Genomic DNA, 20911 nt, shown 5'->3' with positions numbered 1-20911 from the left:
GATCAATACGCAATCATAGGGATTGTCGCAATTTTTTTCTCAAAAGGCGCCTTACGTCCAGCATTTACCGAATAGAGGCTTTTGCTGACTTCATGAATCGCCACAGCCATCGCTACATAAGGCTGACCACAAATATCAAAAATCCCAATGTTGTAATTTTCTCCGTCAAAGCGTCCCAAGTGAAATTGATCATAACATTGGAAATAATGGCAGCCGACACCATTGGGATGGGCGGCCGTCTTTTCAACATACTGACGATAGGCTGCCCCTCTTTGCTCCTGGTTTTCAACTCCCTCCAAACCAGTTGCCGACAAGCCGGCATCTAGTGCACCAAAGTGAAACTCCCCAATCAGCACCGGTAGATCGACACCCAGATCGACCACTTGCTGAATCTGCGTTGTTGGATCAACAGCATAACAATTGATCGAAAACACATCGAAGTTCTCCCAGCCAGCAATCAGATCCCCGTCAGAAATCCACGCCCAACGCATTCCTAAAATCATATGATTAGGATCAACTCTCCGACAAGCTTGCGCCGGTATCGTCACATACCGACGGACCATTTCTACAGAAAAAGCTCTCAAATCAGCGGCAGCCTGTGGCGATTTTTGAGATAAGGATTGTTGTGGTTGATTCAACTCATCAAAATCAGAAAAATCTGTCTGCCAAGCAACATTCAACTCAGATATCGCTCCACCATATTTTGTTTTCAAGTTTTTAATCAGCATCTCTTTTGAAGCTGTTGCAGCTGGATTAAATAGCACTTCATCCGCCAGATTCAGACCATCTACAAAAGCCCATGCCGGCTCGTTACGCAAGAAGTAGCCAATCATCCAAGGGTCATCTCTTCTTTCAAACAAAGCCTCGGCACAACGGGCAGCATTTACTGCATACTCTTCACTGAAAACATCGGGGAAATCGCGAAAAATCATTTGCTGGGTGTCGGGAAATTCTGGTAAAGAGGCTACATAAGGCAACCGTTTCTTATCAAAAAGGCTCGGGTCACTCCAGTTACCAATCGTATTCATCCCCAAACTTTGCAGTTGATCCAAAATCAACTCTTGCCACTTCTCTTCCCACTGTTCCCCGTAAACTCGATACAAATTGGCTTTCAAAAATGAATAGCTCATAATTGGTGTTCCTTCTGGCGTCTTTCCCGCTGTATAAAATTCATTGAAACCTGGCTCTTCTGCTGTTGGCAACCATTCACACCAATTCTCAATCCCAGAAATCTTACAGTCAGAGTTGACATTAACACAATCTGGACCATTACTGAAGAAAGCATTGCCTTCTGGATCTACCAAATACCAGCGATTGTCTCGTTTATAGCTGGTAAAAAAACCCGTTCCAGCAGCCAGTTTTTCTTCCTGGTCTCCACCATAACAAGACCATGATGTTTGTGGCCAGGAGACTTCACTCTCTTCAAAAGATAGGCTCATTTTCAATTGCGTTGGATCAGTGATTTTTTCCGGCCATTCCTTTTTAGTATTTTGTCCAAAAATATCTGCCAACCTTGCAGCCTCTAGTGGTGGCTGCGTCGGTTTTACTTCGTGCAAAAGTAGATTTTCGATTCGACCAGAAAAATTACTCCCCCCTGAAGAAAGGACTAATTGAGCCTTAACAATCGCTTGTCTTTCGATTCGACTACCATGACAAACAAATTTCAGTACACCTTTGGGGGCATCTGGAAACAGAGTCTCTCCGTTAAGCCATTCTTTATCTAACAAAATCCAGCTTTTAACGTAAGGAAGCATTCCAAAACGAATTGTCATTGTCGGTTCTTTTCGATCATGTCTCTCAAACAACAAGAGATTAGCCACCAGACTGTGTTCAACTTCTTCAGGAATAAATTCCCAGCTGATATAACGAGCAGGTGCCCGCAACACTTCTGTCAAATCAAAAATGATATCTGGAGCTACACGAATTGGATCACTGACTTCTTTTAAGACATTTATCGTTTTACTCATTTCTTTCCCTCTCTCCTTTAATGATTATCTATAATGCTTATTATGAATGGTAACACGAATATTTGATTTCCAAAATAGAAAATCTTATCTAAAAAAATGGAATAAGTTATCGAAGTTCCCCTTGAGAAAACGATTTCTTTTTTATTTTTTCAAGTTAAACTGGAAATAAGCTGTGACCAAATTGATTCTCAAACGTTTCTTTAGTGAAGAGGGAGGTGTCGGGGGTGGAAAAAGATCAGCTAACGCAGCTGTACGAGCGTTACGGAGAAGAGACATATTGGTACAGTCTCAGCCTCACCAAAAATCGAGAACAAGCCCAGGAGTTAGTCTCTGACGCCTTTTTTCGTCTTATGACAGCGCTTGACGAGCTGGCTGAAGAGCAGGTGAAATTTTGGCTGTTAAGGCTGATAAAAAATCGTTTTTACGATCAACAGCGCTATCAAAATCGCTGGCAGAAATGGTTTCGTCTTAACGGGGACAAGACAGACTCGTCTCCTGCAACGCCTTTAGAAACGCTGTTAGCAGACGAAACGAAGCAGCAGTTGTATCGGGGAATCGAACAATTGTCGGCAAATGATCGCGAGCTATTATTGCTTCACTATTTTAACGATTGGCCAGTGACGGATATCGCGTCTTTTCTCGACCTGACGTATCCCCAAGCGAAGACCCGTTTGTATCGGGCCCGCAAACGATTGAAGGAGGTATTGGAACATGACGGATTTACAGAAATTTGACTTTGAGAAGATTCAAGCAGGTGTCAAGCAGAAAAGCCGTCGCCGCAATTTACTGCTCATTTTAGGCAGTGTATTGGTGACGATCCTATTGTTTTTTGGAGGACGTTGGCTAGTCGATTACTTTTACTATAATCCCGCGGCTGGCAACCAGTTGGTGGAAAAAGACAGCTACATTTTTAATCGCCAATTGCTAAATGACTTGACTGAGCCCAATTTGGACCTAAAGAGCTATCAAATCAGCCAAAGCGGCCCTGCTGCTTATGATATCAGCGAGATCTACCGTCGCCCACTGCAAGATAGCGGGACTGTCACTCGCAACTATCAGATTGAAAAAGGTCGCTTGATTAACCCCACCGTCTCTCCTTTTGATTCCCGAGATTTAGATGGTTTTTTTGAGGCGCTGTTCTCCCGCAGCTCAGAAAGCTCCGGCGATGCAGAAGCGGCCAGGCAAAACTTAAGAGAAAACCTGAAGGGACTCCCTCAGTCTACTTATCTAACCGTCAATGTCACCTTCGACAAAGACCTCAGCTTCACTGAGCTTGAAGACTGGAAAACTTACAGTGCACCTCAAGCAGAAGCTCGTTGGTATGCCATCCGTACTCTGCCATTGGCAAAAAGTGGTAGCATCGTGACTTATCCGCCAGTTGGCATCTCAGCGTTTCAAAGAGGTCGAGCCGTCTTATCTACAAAAGAAAACAAACAGCTTGCTGAAAAATATCCTCTCTTGCTGGAGAACAACTTAACCTCTCAACAAAGCTCCTGGCCAGAAGAGAAAAAGCTGACTATCCGTTTACATTCCACTTTTTCCTATCTATTGAATCAAAGTGATTTTTGGAATCTCTATGATTCAGCAAAAGGTCTCAGCACACCGACTGTTACTCAATCCCGGCTACAAGAAATGTCTGATTACCTGGCGAAAAACGGGGTCAAATTTTACGGAGTGACACTCGAGCTGTCGGTGCAGGAATTAATGGGACTTTTGGATCAAAATGATGGACTGGACCTTGTTACGGTCACTGGTGTCAACGTTTTTCCACTAAGCGGCCAACATGGGCAGCTACCGGATGTCTCACATCTCTTAAAGGAGTAAACACACTCGGCAAGTCTGAAATCACTTACAACGAAAAAGTTGTGCTCTTTTCAAAAAAACAGTTGCAAAATATCTCCTCGTCCGTTATCCTATATAAGTGCCTAACGTATGGAAAACATACGATATGCGGTCGTGGCGGAATTGGCAGACGCGCTAGCTTCAGGCGCTAGTGGTAGCAATACCGTGGAGGTTCAAGTCCTCTCGGCCGCATAAAAAACTCGTGGATTTAATCCACGAGTTTTTTTTGTTCTTTTTGAGTTCGGTTGTCCCACATTGAAAGCGAATCGATACATACACGCAAGCCAAAAAGATTTTCTCTCTACATTCTCTTGTAACCTTGAAATAAAGAAGCGCTCATCAGATGTAGGCGGTTAGCTCAGTCTTCTTCAGTCATGCTCTCTCCTTTTTTTTGAAGACTATCTTTTTTGCTGACAAAATAAAGGCCGCTGCTGCCTAAGAGCAGTGGTGCTGCGTACAGCAATACCAGCGAAATTCGCTGCCATAATCCTTTGTACGTAAAGTGCAACCCTTGAGAGATGCCATTAAATAGTGACGTCAGCAGACAAGCGGCAAACAACAGCAGGTAAATCTGTTGACCGCGGTGATTTTGCCGATCTTTGGCCATCGCAGACAGGATCAATGGAACTGCCAGCATCCCCACGATTCCTGCTCCAGAAGCGCCCCCATGAATGATTGTTCCTAAGGTTAATCCTGATGTGCTGTGATTTGTTTTGAAAACACCGGTAAAAATACAGTCCCCCACAGCAAAGAGTGCCAAACCGACAAGCAGCAGTTGCCGCTTGCGACGATCGTCTCCTGATGTTAATTGCCAAACTCCCGGTAAAGACAAAAGCAATAGAGAGCCGGTCACAATAGATCCTCGTTCGAAGATTGTCTTCACCGGACTGCCAACACTTCCCAGATCACTTACCACTTGTCGCAAGGGATCATAGCCTGTTACTATCGGCCCTAATACATAAGGCAAGCCCCAGTCCCCTATTACAAACAAAAGCAATGAGACACTGCCCAGCAAAATAATTTTGTCAGTCTTTTTTGGTTTCACTATCTTTCCTTCTTTCAACGAATTCTGAAAAAATCGTCCGCCACCTGTTTCACCTGAACAAAAAAGCGCTCAGATTCCAACAGTCCTAACCAACGTCGAATCACGATTGGCCTTTCATTCAGATAATCCGCCAGCTCTGCCAGTGGTACTTGCTCCCCAACTTCTAGTTGTCCAATCTTGGCTGTCAATGCCGCAAAAGGATTTTCCCGTGAGCTTCGAGAACTAGTAGCAGAGTTGCGGGGACGCCAAGGCTGCTCATCACGTTTGGAAGTAGTAATCGCTGCGGCCAGAGTCAATAAAGCTTTTTGATCTTCTTCATAGATTGGCAGATTCGCCTGCGAAAAAGCCGACAATCTACGCTGAGTTGCTTCCGGAAGCTGCTGTTTAAGTTGGTGAGGGCTGATTTTTTGATAGAGGCGTTGTGGGAAATGAAGGCCCGCCGCTACCTGTTGCAAAATCAGGTCTGTTCCCCGATCGATAGTGTGTAAACCTTTACGTACTTGAGCTGCGACGGTTTCTGACACCCCCAGATGTTGGGCAAAATGAGTAGAGCCCAGCAAAAGCAGCTCTCCGGTAGCCACTGCCAGCAAAATAAACTGATATTTCACCTGACGGCCACAGCGGCAGTAAAGTTTTTGATCCCCATTAGGATAATGCGGGTCTTCTTTGAAATCTACCAACTGCCACTTATCTTCTTCCAAGAAGTGTTCTGTCAGAAACAGCGATTGCAGCCGATACTTCTTATGCTGGGTCAGTACTGCTTTTTGTTTCTCATTCAACTGTTCCCAAAGTATCTGCCGTTCTTGCATCGAAAGATCTACCATCGGCTTGCCTGCCTTTCATTTTTCTCATCTCCAGTGTATCATATCGTTAACAACATGCGATTTAAAAGAAATGAGGCTCTGTTATGTCCTTTGTTCAAAGCAATTATCCTGGAGCGACGTGTTCTATCTGTCATCGCAAGCTTACATTGCTCCTAAAAGGCAACACTGCTGCTGAAAATCTTGCCGTCTGTTTTCATTGCAAAACCGTGACTACTTTGGCCGGGAATGCTGTTAAAAAGATGCTCCACACACAGTTATCTGCAGACCAACAGCAGCTACTTCATAGGTTCTCAGAGACGTTGCCTGAATCAGCCACTTACAAAGGTCGCGGCAGTCAGCTGCGCCTGGCAGCTGATACCACTTTTCAGCGCCGCTGGCTAAGCTTGAGGGAATACGAGCGACAGTTTGGCGAAACGTTGACCGTCGGTACCCCAGACCTACGATTGTCACCTGATAGCTGCAAATGGTGTGGCAAACAATTGCCTGCTGGAAGGCGTTCCTTTTGTAAAGACAGCTGCTCTCGCAATTACACCAAAGCGACGTTTACCAAACGCAGCACACCAACAGTTCCTTACCGTATCGCCTGCCGTGACGGCTTTTATTGTCGTATAACCGGTCTTGATTTAGCATATCACAATCGCTTTGATCAACGAATCCCAGCCAGCAATGGGGAACTTACTATCCATCATCTGGTTCCCGTTTCTCAGCAAGGAACTGACTATGAAGCCAACCTAATAACCCTCAGTTATAGTGCCCACCTGGCTTATCATCAAGGAGATCCTGCAATCACCGCTAAGCTAGATGAAATCCGAGATGCTCGCTTAGCCGAACCCACTGGTAACAAAATGTACTGGCGGTAAACAAAAAAACACCGGCTGCTCAGCCTGAAGGGAAAGCTGGCAGTCGGTGTTTTGGTGTATCCCGAAATCTCGCGATACGATTGTTGGTTGGTATTTCATACGGCTTGCGCCGGTAAAACCAAAATTATAGTTTTTCACCGTTGGAGCGGATAACTTCACGGTACCAATCGAAAGAACGCTTCTTGCTGCGCTTGCCACTGCCTTGCAGCTGATCGTCCAAATCGACATGGATCATACCGTAGCGCTTCTTCATTTCACCAGTACCTGCAGATACTAGATCGATAAATCCCCAAGGTGTGTAACCCATCAAATCAATGCCATCATAAGCAACAGCATCTTTCATGCTCTGAATGTGAGCTCGCAAATAGTCGATCCGGTAGCTGTCATCGATAGTGCCATCTGGTCCAACTTCATCAATTGCACCAAAGCCGTTTTCCACGATAAACAATGGCAGTTCATAGCGTTCGGCAAACCAGTTCATGGCATAACGTAAACCCTCCGGATCAATCTGCCAGCCCCAGTCAGAAGCAGGTACATAGGGATTGCGAACTAAATCTTTGGCCTCATCATAATCATACGCCGGCGCTTTTCCCGCTCCTTTGACAGCAAATGACATGTAATAAGAAAAACCGATATAGTCCACGGTCCCTTCCCGCAGTATGACCAGATCCTCATCTGTCATATCCAAATGATAATCTTTGCGGGTCAGGTAGGCTTTCAGATACCCTGGATACTGGCCTTTACAATGCACATCGGCAAACCAGTAGCGCCGTTGCATCGCGACTGTCGCCGCCAGCATATCTTGCGGATCACAGCTATACGGATAGATGGGCACCATAGCAATCATACAGCCAATCTTCGCATCCGGATCAATCTGATGGCACAACTGAACTGCCCCGGCAGAAGCCACTAATTCATAGTGAGCCGCTTGATACATCACGGCTTCACGGTCCTCCCCTTCAGAAAATTTCAAACCGGAGTTGGTAAAAGGCGCGAAATCTTCGTGATAATTGGCTTGGTTGTTGATTTCATTAAATGTCATCCAGTATTTGACGACCCCTTTGTAACGGGTGAAGCAGACTTCGGCAAAGCGTAAAAACAAATCAATCAGCTTGCGATTACGCCAGCCGCCATATTTTGTCACCAAATGATAGGGCATTTCAAAGTGAGACAAAGTAATCACCGGCTCGATACCATATTTCAGACATTCTGCGAAAAGATCGTCGTAAAATTTCAACCCGGCTTCGTTAGGTTCAGTTTCATCACCATCAGGAAAAATTCGCGTCCAGGCAATGGATGTCCGAAAACAGTTAAGTCCCAGTTCTGCAAACAGCTTCACATCTTCTGGATAATGATGATAAAAGTCGATGGCGTCATGATTGGGATAGTTTTGACCTGGTTGAACCCCATCAGTAATTTGCCGGGGAACGCCATGGGCACCTTTTGTCATGACATCAGCTACACTAATCCCTTTGCCACCTTCTTGCCAGCCACCTTCCAGCTGATGGGCGGCAACTGCGCCGCCCCATAAAAAATCTTTTTTCAATACACTCATGTCGTTCCCTCGTCTTTCTACTGACTTAGGCTTCATTTTCGACGGTTACCGCAGCTTCTGCCGGTGTCTCACCTAATTCCTCCGCGTAGTTCAATTGATCCACTTTACGGATGAACGGCAAGTAGATGAAAAAGCCTAGTCCCAATACGATGACTTGCAATAACGCTGCTCGCCAGCCCCCTACCAAAAAGCCGGAAATTACAGGCGGCGTTGTCCACGGAACCTGTACAGCAGTAAAGAGCGGTACTAACCCTGTGTAAAGAGCAAAGTAAGTAATCAGCCCAGAAATCACTGGTGTTAAAATAAACGGCAGTGCCATGATTGGATTCATTACGATTGGTGTTGCAAAAGTAATAGGTTCATTGATATTGAAGAAGGCCGGAACAATCGACAAACGTCCCAATTGCTTGAATTGTGCTGAACGGGCAAACCAAACCATATAAATTACGATCCCGATAGTCATCCCCGCACCAGTCACAGTCATAAACTGATCCAAGAATTGTTGCGTAACGATGTGGCCACCATTGGCAACAGTCAACGCTTTACCAGCTTTCACAATTTCGGTATTTTCAAGGGAGTTGGCTTGCAAGATTGGTCCCATGATCCCGCCGACGATGGTGGAGCCGTGTACCCCGAAGAACCACAAGAATGGTACTAGGAATCCCAACATCAAGGCACCACCCAAGGAATCAGTAACCCCTTGCATCGGACTTTGGATAACTTCATAAATCCATTCTACAACAGTGGTATTGAAGAACTTGTCAAAAATCACGTAAATGATCAATGAGACAGTGATAATCACGGCTGCCGGAATCAAGGCAGTAAATGAGTTGGCTACGTTAGTTGGCACTTGTTCCGGTAATTTGATTCGAATATCCCGTCGTAAAAACCAGACATAGGCCCAACCGACAAATAACCCTACCAAGATAGCAGCAATCATCCCCTGCCCGCCTGTCCAGGTTTTGTCGATGACATTACCAATAGTAACCTTTGCTTCCGCATCCGTTACACTGGAATGTTGAGTCAGCAAGAAGACTACCAAAGCGATCATCCCGGCTGGCAATCCTTCAAAGCCGTCATCTTTTACATAGGAGTAGGCAATCCCGACAACCGCGAAAATCGCCATGATTGCAAAGGAAGCACCGTATGCTTCGTTGAAATAATCTGCTAAGCCGCTGTTGGTGACCCAATCACTGACGGCTTTGACTGGAAAGTTGGCTAGCAAGAGAAAAATAGAACCGACGATGGTAAAAGGCATCGTGTACAGCATTCCGTTTCGCAAAGCAGTAATAGCTTTGGTATTGACAAATTTCAACACCGGAGGCAGAACTTTTTCATTGATCCATTCGTTCATGATGGTCTCGCTCCTTTTCTTGTTTCACGTTTTAAAAAGATTTGGCGGCTTTTTCTCGGTGGCCTACCGAAATCAAAGCCTGCAACAATAATAATGGCGTGCGACCCGTTTTCCGGAAGTCTGGTTGCAACAGCGGTATCGCTTACATATTCATCATAAAGGGTAATCGGTTTCAAAACCAGTGTTCACCGCTTTTAAGAAACATGTTACAGAAGAAAAAACAGATAAATTTGAAAACAATTAGCCATCCGAGCCCCCACAAAGCGAAGTGAATAGTAATGAAAAAAGAGGTAACTTCGGCTCTTTACCCGAAGTTACCTCTTTTTTGTTTGTGATTCACATTTGGTCATATCCGCTCCAAAGGACGGTAACTCAGCGATTGTCACAACTCCGTTTTTCAATTTATTTTTGTGCAATCAAACCCATCTGCCGGTTCAAATAGATTTCCAAATGCTTTTGCAACCAGCCAATGGCAATGCACAAGCCCCAATAAACCAAGGCGACCAAAACATACATGCTCATATAATCAAAAGTACGCCCACCGACAATTTTAGCTTTTTGAAAAATATCGGGAATTGTAATCATTGCTGCTAAAGACGTACCTTTTACTAAATCCATCGCTACATTTCCCAGAGCAGGCACAGATAGTCTCAGGGCCTGTGGCAAAATGATCAAGCGAACTGTCTGGGGAAAGTTCAATCCCAAGGCATATGCCGCATCCCACTGCCCGCGATCTACCCCATTGATTGCCCCTCGATAGATTTCACCAATAAATGCGCTACTCGTCAAAGTGAAGCAAATGATTGCCGCACTCAGCGCTGGTAGCTGATACGGCAGTCCAAAATACAACAGGAACAGCAACACCAACGCCGGAACACCTCGTAAAAAGGACAGGTAAAAAGCGACTACTCCTCGTAAGATTCGGCTTGGCAGCATTGCCAAAACCGTCAAAAAGATTCCCAAAATATTTCCCAGTAAAAAGGTCACTACGCTGATTCCCAGTGTGTATTTCAGGCCCTGCAAAATGAAAGGCAGCGACTCCAGCATCAAAGAAAAATCTAGTTTTGGGATATACATTAGTCTGCCGTCACCGTTTCAGTGACTTCTTGTTTTGGCTTAACAGAAACATCCGTTTGAAAATACGTTTCGGAAATCTTCTTCATGGTCCCGTCTTTTTGCATTTCTTTTAGTACCGTGTCGACCTTTTCTTTCAAGGCATCATGTCCTTTGACAAAGAGGAAACCAGTAAAATTGGCGTTGAAATAAACATCTTCCAAAATTTTGACCGGGATATCCGGCAATGCGCCCACTGACATTTTTTGCAGATAGTAGTCGTTTAAAATCACGTCAGTGCGACCATTTGCAACATCAGTCAAATACTGATCGTTCGTCGCGTTGTCATAGGTCACCAGCTGGGCACCATATTTTTCGGCGATCTTCATATAACCTGTATTCGGTTCACCGGCAGCTTTTTTTCCTTTCAGGTCTTCAAGCGACTTAATGCCGGAATCATCGCTTTTGCGAACAATCATACTATCAAAGGAATATTTAATCGGTTCAGACAGCATGAATTTTTTTGCCCGTTCGCCAGAAAGACCAAAATCATTGGCCGCAAAATCTGTTTCCCCACGATTGACAGAAGCGATTTGGCCGTCCACATTGTATTCCTTAAATGCGACCTTAAGATCTAGACGTTTGCCTACTTCCTTGGCAACGTCGACATCATAGCCTACCAACTGATTTTTATCATTATAATAAGAAGAAGGAAACAGTGTGCCAGAAGTTGCTACTGTTAACGTCTGATTTTTGTTCACTTGTTCCCAACTTGTGTCTTGTGCTGTTTGTTTACCTTCACTGCTTGCTTCTCCACCACAGGCCGCCAATAAAAGCCCACTGACCGCCAAAACTGCTGTCACCCACCATTTTTTCATTTTTGTTCCTCCATTTTGTAAAAAATTGTTGATTCACCCGACAGCCTGAACAACTAATTTCATAACGAAACACTCAATTCATTTCAAAAAAACAGCCATCGTATGCCTCAAGATTATTTTTAACACAGCAGCAGAGTTATAACAAACAATAAGCACTGTACTACTATAAAAAAATCGATAATTACACGTGTATATTCATTATTTCCAATAACCAAACAGGAATCAAAAAGAAATATCATCTAACAGTTTATCGATCTGTTATAAACGTCTAATACGCAAAATTAAAAATAACAAACGAATGTGAAATAAGTAATTTTCAAGTGCTAAACAGCGGCTGTTTAACCACAATTAATTAAAAAAATACGGATGAGGAAAACTTGTGACCACCTGTATGTCTTAGTCCGAAAAGCGAACATGACCAAACGTATAAAAAGAAAAAATGAATGCTGCTAACTTTCCTTGATGAAATCAAAGAAAGTCTACGTTTAAAATTTTTTAGCAATAAAAAGCCGGCGACCTTCCAATATTTTTAATGGAAGGTCGTCGGTTTTTGGAATCTCACGTTTGGTAGTGTTTGGTTCATAGGGCGGTGACTCAACTATTATCACAGCTCCTTGTCTGGAAATTCAGGCATCAAGCATAAAAGCTTGTAGTTCTTTAGCGACTTGATGGGCTAAAATCTCAATCAGCGCAATTACCGGTACTTGTGTCGTCAAATTAAGATGCGCTTCTCGCGGACTGCCAACTTCCGGCATGTAATAGGAAATATTGTAATCTGCTATGCGAGCGATGGTAGAATTTTCATCATTTGTGATACTGAGAACCTGCGCACCATAGCGCTTGAAATCCATTGCCTGGTCGATCATCTGCTCTGTTTCTCCAGATACGGATAAGATGATTGCCAAGGTATTTTCCAAACCTCGCGGCGGGATGGGAGCAAAGGGATCGGCAATGCTGTAAGCGTTGATCTCCATGTTTGTGAAATAGCGGCTGCCATACATCCCTAGAGTACCGCTCGTCCCAATGCCGGAAAAAGCGATATGGCGGCTATTTAAGATCAACTTTACCGCTGGCTCTAAGACATCTCGATAATTGTCGTCGTTGACCTTTTTCAAAAAGTTATCCACTTGCACCGTAGCATCATAAAAATAATCAAAGGAGCGCTGTTGCCTTTGTTGTTCTTCTTTCAGAAAGTATTTGAATTCTGAAAAGCCATCAAAGCCTAGTTTTGTCAACGTCCGCAAAATCGTAGAGGTAGAAACATGGGCTGTCTCCGCCATTTCGCGAATCGTCAAACGCCCCAGTCCCTCAAAATGTTCAATGATATAACGGTACACCACCATCTCTAGTTCATTGAGTGTCTTTACCTTCTCTGTATCGAACATCTGCCTGCTACCTCTTTTCTTTTTCCATCTGATTTTTTCTATACTATCAGGATACCTGTTTCCAAGAAAAAAGACCAGACGAATCTAAGAACTGAAGCATTAACGACTCTCAGTCTGTACCAGTTTTTGATCAGCCAGAATCCAGACTTCATCTGCTACGTTTTGAACAAAATGGGCGTCATGAGAGGTGAACAGAACTGTACCCGGATACGCCTTTAGCAGTTTTTCGAGGGCTGCTGTCGTTGCTAAATCAATAAAATTCGTGGGCTCATCCAAGACCAACACGTTAGCAGGCTCCAAGAAAATGCTGGCGATCGCCAGTCGTGTGCGCTGCCCACCACTTAATTGAACTATCGGAGTCAAAAGTGATTGTGGTGCAAAATCTAAATTGTGCAGTAAAGCGCGAATAAAGGGCTCTGGCTGCTGCGTTTCCTTCAATAGATACTTTAAAAGAGGTTCAGTAGTAATCATGTCATAAGCCGTTTGTTGATAGACGGAGAAGCGGACTTTTGGAGACAAGCGAATGCCAGGTTTTTCAGCGACAATCCATTGCAGCAATGTTGTCTTTCCGGTACCGTTGCCCCCAGTTAACGCAATTTTTTTACCCAAACCAAACTGAAAATCAGCTTTCTCCAACAATACTTTATCCCCAGCCAACAATTGAACTTCTGCTCCTTGGATTGGAAAAGGATTATGCATCTGCAACGCGGGAGGATTTGGAAAACGTAGAGGCGGCTTTTCTTTGGTTTTTTCTGGTTCTTCAAGCCGCTCCAGTCGACTCATGGCCGCCTTGGCTCCTTTATGGAGGTTTTTTTCCACAGTATCTTTCTGCTTAGAAGCAGACAAGCGATCCGGCTTTATTTGCTGCTGTTTTTTGCGGCGGGATACGGTGGCCGCTTTTTGCGCTTGTTCCTGTTTTTTTTGAATTGTTTTCTCTATTCGCTGCTTCTCCTTCAAAAAATTTTCGTGAGTCTGCTGAGCCGTCTTGGCAGCAAGCTCTTTTTGTTCCTGATAAGCGGCAAAATTGCCTTTATAAACAGTAACTTTTCCGTCAGCCACCTCCCAGATTACCTCAGCCAAATCATTTAAGAACTGCCGATCATGGCTAATAAAAAACAAGGTGCCATAATAGTAACGAAGTTCATCGGTCAAAACTTCGATTCCTTCTCGATCTAGGTGAGTCGTAGGTTCATCCATCACCAGTGCTGGCTGATAATCCGCCAACACTTGAGCTAAACGAAATTTTGTTGCTTCGCCGCCACTCAATGCCTGTAGATTGTCTTGTTGCGGCACTTGCAATCGACTCATTAATGCCAACTGATCACCCGTCTCTGGCAACACTTGAGCCATCCCCCCTTGTGGAAACCACCCAAAAGAAATCTCACGTTGAATCTTTCCAATATCCGGCATCAATTCACCAGTAATTAGTTTAGCCAGGGTCGTCTTCCCACTGCCGTTGTCGCCGATGATGCCAATGCGTTGATTTTCATATACTTGCAGCTGCGGAATTTCCAAGATCTTTTTTCCATTAAAGGCGATTTCAATATTTTCTAAGCGCAATACTAATTCTTCCATATACAAGCTCTCCTTTTGCTGCCAACTCATTTTTTTACGAAAAATGAGTCGACATCTTTTCAATGCGCACGTACAACGCTATCGCTGCAACATGCTAGGACTGCTTGCAAAGTTGTTTTCTGAGATTCACTGTCAATTCTATTTAGCTTCCTTCAAAATAGTCAATAGACCAGCTTGTCACAAGGTAGCCGGCTTTCATCAAATCAGCTCCCAATTTATCCGAGGACAAAAAAACGTCAAGAACAGTCCTATGCTGTCCTCGACGTTTAATCAGTTACGAAAAATGAGCAGACTCCGCCCATGAAATGTCGACTTTGCAAGACTTTTAGAGGATTATTTACATTCTAAAAGTGTGCTGCGCAATTTCATCGATGCGGTCATCGTAATGCCCCTTTCTTAATCATAGTGTTTTTTTAACCATACCATATTCTTTGGAAAGCAGCAATTGCCGGCTGCCTAAAATTTACAAAAACAGCTAGAAACACTTGCAGCTCACCTCAAGTGAACAGGGGCAATCGTTTAAATTTTGGGGAAAATTTCACGACTAAAGAAAACCTCAATCTTCAGAGGCGTACAAAACGGTCGACAAGTACCGTTCCCCATTATCAGGAACGATGGCTAATACTTTCTTACCCGCACCCAGCTTAGCTGCCACCTTCAACGCTGCACTGATGGCCGCTCCAGAAGAAATCCCCACCAAGAGACCTTCTTTTTGGCCAATCTGACGAGCTGTTTCCAACGCATCTTCACTAGCAACTGCCACTGCCTCATCATAAATACCGGTATCCAATGTGTTCGGGACAAAGCCGGTTCCGATTCCTTGAATTTTATGCGGACCTGGCTTACCGCCTTCCAAAACAGCCGATTCTGCCGGCTCTACACCGTAGATTTTGATTTCCGGATAGGCTTTGCGCAACGCACGACCTGCTCCGGTAATCGTGCCGCCAGTCCCAATTCCGGCTACGAAGGCATCCAATGTGTCCCCTTCAAATGTCTCAATGATTTCTTTACCGGTAGTTTCTTCATGGATCAAAGGGTTTTCCGGGTTCTCAAATTGCAATGGTAAATACCAGCCATTTTCTTTCGCCAATGCTTTTGCTTTATTGATCGAACCAGTGATTCCTTCTGCCCCCGGTGTCAAAATTAGTTCTGCACCGTATGCTCGCATCAATTTACGACGTTCGACACTCATAGTATCGGGCATCACAATGACTACCTTGTATCCTTTGGCAGCACCTACCAAGGACAAACCAATCCCTGTATTACCAGACGTTGGCTCGATGATAGTTCCGCCAGGTTGCAGTTTTCCTTCTTGTTCTGCTTTTTCAATCATAGCCAACGCAATTCGGTCCTTTACAGAACTGCCGGGATTGAAATACTCCAACTTCACATAAACATCAGCAGAGCCTTCCGGTACACTGTGCTGCAACTTGACGATTGGTGTTTTACCCACCAAATCCAAAATTGATACATCTGCTTTACTCATTTCATATGACCTCCTAAGTCTGCTTGCCTTTTCCAGATTGCTGTCTGAGATTTAGCCCTAACGGCAATCCATAACGACCGTTTCGGTTATTCCTTATCATCTAGTGTATCACCAACCGGGGTAAGATTCCCAATCATAAATACTTATCACCATTCATAACCCCAACCTATGGATAAGAAATCGTTACATCCCAACATTTACCGGTGTTGCTCCTTGCATCTACCGCAAAACATGGTAAGATACACCTTGTGAAACATTAGGGGGTGATCAGATGATACGTTATGTATCTTCTGCAGCACAGGTTGTCGGCTTGCTGGGCTGATACCTGGACCTTTCCCGCGTATCAGCAGTCCGAGGAAAGGAATTTACTATGAGACCAACGATTCAACCATATCAATACATGGCACTGCGCCAAACCGTCGAGGAACTTATCAACGTTTATCAGTCTGTCAACGACCGCCACACGATTCAAACTGTCCAAGCACTGGCAGTCGAAAAAATTCGCGAAGCGGTTCCTGAGGACTATCCGGAAATCACGGATTTAATTACGCTGGCTTTGGATAGTCGACTCACTAAAGCCCGGGCCGCACGCTACTTTGACGAGTTCAAAGATTTCGTGATCCCTTTTGCAGCACCTTCTGCCAAACAAGTGGAGAAAGCCTTCCGCAAAGTCAAAAAGTTGAAAGTTCCCGATTTCAACCAACTGGACTTACGGGAACACACCTATATTGGCTGGAATGACCCCGGTAGCCAGAAGAAATTTCTGCTGCTGTATTCTGATGATCGTCTGCAAGGCATCGCCGGCTCGCTTCCTGCCAGTGTCAAAAAGAACATCTGCGCTATCTGTCATAAAGAAAGCAATGTTGCCTTGTTCATGGCTACCACCAAAACCGGCGCAGAAGGAACCTATACGAAAAAGGGAAACTACATCTGCATCGACAGCGACCAATGCAATCGTCAGCTAACAGATCGTGAAAATCTTGAACACTTTATTGAGCAAGTCAAAGAAGTAAAATAGCTGCATGACCAATAAACAAATAGCAAAAAACGAAGGCAAGCTGCTGGACTCAAATCCAGCAAGCTTGCCTTCGTTTTTATTATCTAATAGTTATGCTGTACCCATCAGCCAACTCTTGTCCTGGATTGAAAATTGCTGCATAAGTCTGGTGACACGCTCTTGCAAAGCTCTTTTCATCTGCCAAAAAGCGGTGCAGCCTTTCCAGCTGTTGTTGATTTTTTGAATAACTCAGCCAAAATTTCAGATTGCTATTTGGCCCATACTTTTCAGTCATGTAAGTGGCCGCTTCTTCCGTCAGCTCGGGTAAAAACCGCAGACCTTTCTTTTCGATGCCGTATACAAATGTCCGATACAAAATCCGCTCAAAATCTATATCTCGATCCGCTTCGGAAATGACTTTTCCATAAAGCGAGCGCGGCGCTAAGGATAAAGATGCCCGATGATCTTCTACTGCTTCTCCCATCACGGTTAATTGTTCTAAAGAAAACCACTGAGCTAATTTTTGATCTGCCATCAGCAACTCCTTTGAGCGAGTTTCGTGATTTTCACGACCAAACAATAGTCCTAAATCATGATAGGCAGCAACCACATAACACATTTGCGGATCCACATCCGGCAAATTCAGTTCTGCGAGAATCTCAAAACTGTTGGCAATCACTTGATGGACATGAGGAGAGGCATGACTAGTATCTAACTGATCGTAGCGGGGAATAATTTCGGACTCCATATAGTTCTTCAAACTTGCTGAAATCATCGTATCACCTACAAAATTTTTTTGATTTGTTTGTTCCGTATTCATTAAAAATTATACTTTCATTCGCATTCGCTAAAAAATTTCCCCGTATCTCCTTATTCATACGCACTCAGAATCGGCCTTTTTTCGCATTGCCAGCTCACTGATTTTCTTTTGAATTCGGGTCATGCTTTGTCCATCTAAGACTGGATCAATAGCGATAAACGCTACATTTGGTGAAATCCGGTTCAACTTACCCGTAGAAATAATCAAATCATACTTACCACTGATTTCATAAACAGACTCAGCTGTTACGGAAATCGTATCAATTGAAAAATTACCGTAAACTCCGGTATTGATCAAGTAGGTAATAAATTTCTCTTCAGTGGGAGTTAAGCTCGAGACTACCAATATATTAATTGGGGGACTAGCCTTTTGCAGGCGCTCCATGCTATCAGGAATCAACGTCAGCGTCCAATAGGTGAAGATATAGCGAAACCCTTCCTCATCGTACAACTTATAACGTGTGGCTTGTCGATGTAATAAATCTAAAATCTTAGAGACGGATTGTTCATACACTGCCAAAAAGGCCAGCACTAAATCTCGCTCGTTTCGACGTAAAATCTGGATATACTTGCCATCTTCAGGATACAAATAAGATGAATTCATCATAGTCGTAGCTAATTTTTCCAAAACTTTCTGTGAAACCGGTTCGGAAAATAGTTGATTAAGTTGTCTAACTGTTTCCATATGATGCTTGAACTGCTGACATACACGTTTATTTTCCCGCAACGCTTGACTTCGATGTGCTTCGTTGAAAATCAAAGCATCGCTAAACTGCAACCACATCAGTTCTTTGAAAACTTCTTTTCTCCATACAATTTGATAGTCCCTTAACAAAGCCTTCGCTAATGCTTCGCAAGATTGCTGATTGGGCGCTTTAGGATAACTGGATGTTAATTCCTCTTCAGGAAAAAAGTGGCCATTTTTAATACGCCAAGCACTGATGTACATATTATAGACTAGCCGATGTTTGAAAATATAAGTAGGGTGATACTTGTTCACTTCAATGAACTCATTGACAAAGTGTTCAAAGGTCTCCTTTTGACCCACTGATCCCTGAGGCAATGTAATCTCTATTTCATGGTATTTTTCTGTAAAATAGCGATAATACATGTGCCGCACCGCCCCTTCGTGTCCACCAATCCGTAGTGGTCGATGATACAGCTTCATCTGAGTCACCCTCAGAATTCGATCCAATTTTCGAAGACAGCGCTGTGCATGAGAAGGACTGACAAATAACGTTGCCGCCAACTGCGAGATATTTTCACAGCGTTCATACAACAACTCCTCTAAAATTTTAAACTCAGTGGTGTAATTTAAAAAAAAGCTATAGAGTTCACTTAGAGTCGCCTGGTCTGCGCTTTTCAGATAATACAACCCCCATTTTTTTTCAATAAAAAAATCTGATTGTGCCTCGTTAAGCGCTTTTTGGTCCTTCAATAAAACAGGTAATGAACAATTCAAACTATCCAATAAATATTCCGTGGAACAACCACTACGACGCTCATACAGCAGCTCCAAGAGCCGCAACCGTCGCCTGTCAATCGTACCGAGTAAATTCCTAAAATCCATCGTTGTCTCTCCTTGTTGACTTGAACTCGGCTACAAAACCGTTTTCTTCTGTCATGTTACCTAAAAGCGTCCAACAAAGAAAGAATCAGCTACTATTCTGAAAAATTTTAGCCATGTGATAGAAAAAATAACTTGCATGAACTTTTCACTCACTCTTTACTCATCGAGACCAGCTTTTTTATTCAACGCCCTATCTTTTTGTAAAGGATTCCACTAGAATGGACACAAAGACTGTAACGTTAAGATTTGGAGGAGGATTATGAATCGCAAAGAACGCACTATCAAAAAAGGGCAACGGGAGACCAAAGCGGCATTGATAATCTTCGCTGCCATCGCCTTATTTTTCTGTGTTGACTTGTACCTAATGCAAAAAGCGCCGGCAAAATCTGCTGGTGGGGAGCCGGCGACTACCCTCACCTCTGACAGCAAAAAAGCCGCCAATAAAAAAGACACTGACAGTACTCCTAAAAAAGTCACGATCACTGCCAGTGGAGACATGCTGTATCACTATATTTTGTACGGTAGTGCCTACGACGGAAAAAACTACGACTTTGATAACGACTTCCAACAGATCAAACCGTTAATGGACAAAGCCGATCTGTGTCTGGGAGACTTCGAAGGAACTATCAATCCCGAATACCCTCTGAGTGGTTATCCGATGTTTAATGCTCCTGCGGCTGTCGCCCAAAGCATTCAAAAAGCCGGCTTTGATGTTATCGACCTGGGACATAACCATATTTTAGATACCGGTATTGATGGTCTATTGTCTACTGCCAAAACTTTCCATGACTTAGATGTGGATACAATTGGCGTCAATACCGACGATAACAGTGACATTCTGGTCAAGGAAGTCAATGGTATCAAAATTGCTCTCTTAGCTTATGCATACGGCTTCAACGGCATGGAAAATACCCTGACCCAAGAAGAATACGACAAATACCTTCACGACCTGAATATGGACAAAGTCGCCGCCGACATCAAAAAAGCTGAAGAGATTGCTGACATCACTGTGATCATGCCTCAAGACGGCGACGAGTATGCCTTACAGCCCAACGAAGAGCAACAAGAAAAATATCGCCAAATGATTGATTTAGGGGCTGATGTCATCTTTGGTGGTCATCCCCACGTAGCCGAACCTACCGAAATCATCGAAAAAGATGGAGAAAAGAAATTCATCATCTATTCTATGGGCAACCTGCTTTCCAATCAGCGTTATGAAACCATCCAAAATTACTGGTCGGAACGAGGAGTCATTATGGAAGTCGAGTTGACCAAAACCGGCGACAAGACCACGATTACCAATATCGTACCCCATCCAACCTGGGTATCAAAAGAAATAATGGCAGGTAAAACCTACACCCAAGACGGCGTCGTCAACCAATCCTATGATTATCAAGTATTTTTGGCTGAGGACTATCTGAAAGGTGCCAAATATGCCGACAAAGTTCCCGCCGAACAGCAACAACGAATCGAGACCGCCTACAATGAAATGATCGATCTCTTGGATTTAAAATGGCCTGATGCCAACACCAAAGCTGGAGAAAGTACGACAGATACCACGTCTTCAGCTAAGACAGATACCACTAAAGACAGTACGACGGCATCTACCGATTAAAATCCCTTAACACAAGTGAATTTACGCGGGCTTAGCTTGATAAAATCGAAGATCGTCCGCCTTTGAAATTTTTGACAATAAAAAGA

At 43.8% G+C, this 20911-nt stretch carries 17 protein-coding genes and 1 tRNA gene; 6 read left to right on the top strand and 12 right to left on the bottom strand.

The features are described from left to right. Positions 1-2 precede the first annotated feature (2 nt). Positions 3-1967 (bottom strand): beta-galactosidase, encoded by a 1965-nt coding sequence (locus tag ACOMA8_RS07220; protein WP_421369668.1) that lies wholly within the window; start codon positions 1965-1967, stop codon positions 3-5. Between the two features lie 224 nt (positions 1968-2191). Here ACOMA8_RS07220 and ACOMA8_RS07215 point away from each other — a divergent pair, with 224 nt between their 5' ends. The 3 genes from ACOMA8_RS07215 to ACOMA8_RS07205 all read left to right on the top strand — a co-directional run bounded on the left by ACOMA8_RS07215 (position 2192) and on the right by ACOMA8_RS07205 (position 4001). After that, positions 2192-2701: an RNA polymerase sigma factor gene (locus ACOMA8_RS07215; protein ID WP_421369666.1), complete on the top strand. Its 510-nt coding sequence runs from the start codon at positions 2192-2194 to the stop codon at positions 2699-2701. Continuing rightward, positions 2679-3791, top strand: coding sequence for an anti sigma factor C-terminal domain-containing protein (locus tag ACOMA8_RS07210; RefSeq protein ID WP_421369664.1), 1113 nt, complete (start codon positions 2679-2681; stop codon positions 3789-3791). Before ACOMA8_RS07215 ends, ACOMA8_RS07210 begins: the two co-directional genes overlap by 23 nt. A gap of 126 nt (positions 3792-3917) precedes the next feature. Continuing rightward, positions 3918-4001: transfer RNA gene (locus ACOMA8_RS07205), tRNA-Leu, on the top strand. A gap of 166 nt (positions 4002-4167) precedes the next feature. On the opposite strand, the gene ACOMA8_RS07200 is transcribed toward ACOMA8_RS07205, so the two are convergent. Then, entirely contained in the window at positions 4168-4854 is a 687-nt protein-coding gene (locus tag ACOMA8_RS07200) for a DUF998 domain-containing protein (RefSeq protein ID WP_421369662.1), read from the bottom strand. 14 nt (positions 4855-4868) lie between these two features. Continuing rightward, positions 4869-5678 (bottom strand): hypothetical protein, encoded by an 810-nt coding sequence (locus tag ACOMA8_RS07195; protein ID WP_421369660.1) that lies wholly within the window; start codon positions 5676-5678, stop codon positions 4869-4871. Positions 5679-5761: 83 nt separating this feature from the next. Between ACOMA8_RS07195 and ACOMA8_RS07190 the strand changes: the two genes are divergently transcribed. Continuing rightward, complete coding sequence (locus tag ACOMA8_RS07190; protein WP_421369658.1) at positions 5762-6538, top strand: HNH endonuclease; 777 nt, start codon at positions 5762-5764, stop codon at positions 6536-6538. A gap of 124 nt (positions 6539-6662) precedes the next feature. On the opposite strand, the gene ACOMA8_RS07185 is transcribed toward ACOMA8_RS07190, so the two are convergent. The 7 genes from ACOMA8_RS07185 to cysK form a co-directional block, all read right to left on the bottom strand. Beyond that, positions 6663-8093 carry a 6-phospho-beta-glucosidase gene (locus tag ACOMA8_RS07185; RefSeq protein WP_421369656.1) on the bottom strand — a complete coding sequence of 477 codons (1431 nt, stop codon included), beginning with the start codon at positions 8091-8093 and terminating at the stop codon, positions 6663-6665. Positions 8094-8118: 25 nt separating this feature from the next. Next, positions 8119-9447: a PTS sugar transporter subunit IIC gene (locus ACOMA8_RS07180; RefSeq protein ID WP_161898310.1), complete on the bottom strand. Its 1329-nt coding sequence runs from the start codon at positions 9445-9447 to the stop codon at positions 8119-8121. A gap of 402 nt (positions 9448-9849) precedes the next feature. Continuing rightward, positions 9850-10524 (bottom strand): amino acid ABC transporter permease, encoded by a 675-nt coding sequence (locus ACOMA8_RS07175; RefSeq protein ID WP_421369654.1) that lies wholly within the window; start codon positions 10522-10524, stop codon positions 9850-9852. Then, positions 10524-11378 carry a transporter substrate-binding domain-containing protein gene (locus ACOMA8_RS07170; protein WP_421369652.1) on the bottom strand — a complete coding sequence of 285 codons (855 nt, stop codon included), beginning with the start codon at positions 11376-11378 and terminating at the stop codon, positions 10524-10526. The genes ACOMA8_RS07175 and ACOMA8_RS07170 overlap by 1 nt, the downstream gene beginning before the upstream one ends. 626 nt (positions 11379-12004) lie before the next feature. Then, on the bottom strand, positions 12005-12763 hold the full coding sequence (locus ACOMA8_RS07165) for a MurR/RpiR family transcriptional regulator (protein WP_421369650.1): 759 nt from the start codon (positions 12761-12763) through the stop codon (positions 12005-12007). Positions 12764-12862: 99 nt separating this feature from the next. After that, a complete protein-coding gene (gene abc-f, locus ACOMA8_RS07160; RefSeq protein WP_421369648.1) occupies positions 12863-14338 on the bottom strand; it encodes a ribosomal protection-like ABC-F family protein in 1476 nt (491 codons plus the stop codon). Positions 14339-14894: 556 nt separating this feature from the next. Continuing rightward, on the bottom strand, positions 14895-15824 hold the full coding sequence (gene cysK, locus ACOMA8_RS07155) for a cysteine synthase A (protein WP_421369646.1): 930 nt from the start codon (positions 15822-15824) through the stop codon (positions 14895-14897). A gap of 370 nt (positions 15825-16194) precedes the next feature. Between cysK and ACOMA8_RS07150 the strand changes: the two genes are divergently transcribed. Beyond that, positions 16195-16842 (top strand): FusB/FusC family EF-G-binding protein, encoded by a 648-nt coding sequence (locus ACOMA8_RS07150; protein WP_421369644.1) that lies wholly within the window; start codon positions 16195-16197, stop codon positions 16840-16842. Positions 16843-16921: 79 nt separating this feature from the next. Here the strand turns inward: ACOMA8_RS07150 and ACOMA8_RS07145 are convergent, their stop codons facing one another. Beyond that, the gene (locus tag ACOMA8_RS07145; RefSeq protein ID WP_421369642.1) at positions 16922-17596 is read right to left on the bottom strand and encodes an HD domain-containing protein; all 675 of its coding nucleotides are present in this window, start codon (positions 17594-17596) and stop codon (positions 16922-16924) included. A gap of 99 nt (positions 17597-17695) precedes the next feature. Continuing rightward, positions 17696-19210 (bottom strand): AcpB/EbpR/MafR family transcriptional regulator, encoded by a 1515-nt coding sequence (locus tag ACOMA8_RS07140; protein ID WP_421369640.1) that lies wholly within the window; start codon positions 19208-19210, stop codon positions 17696-17698. 259 nt (positions 19211-19469) lie between these two features. Between ACOMA8_RS07140 and ACOMA8_RS07135 the strand changes: the two genes are divergently transcribed. Beyond that, the gene (locus ACOMA8_RS07135) at positions 19470-20825 is read left to right on the top strand and encodes a CapA family protein (RefSeq protein WP_421369638.1); all 1356 of its coding nucleotides are present in this window, start codon (positions 19470-19472) and stop codon (positions 20823-20825) included. Positions 20826-20911 lie beyond the last annotated feature (86 nt).

This window comes from Enterococcus infantis (assembly GCF_049166715.1).
GTDB lineage: Bacteria > Bacillota > Bacilli > Lactobacillales > Enterococcaceae > Enterococcus_C > Enterococcus_C leclercqii.
Note: the sequence above shows the minus strand (reverse complement) of the source record. Positions and strands in the feature narration are given on the sequence as shown.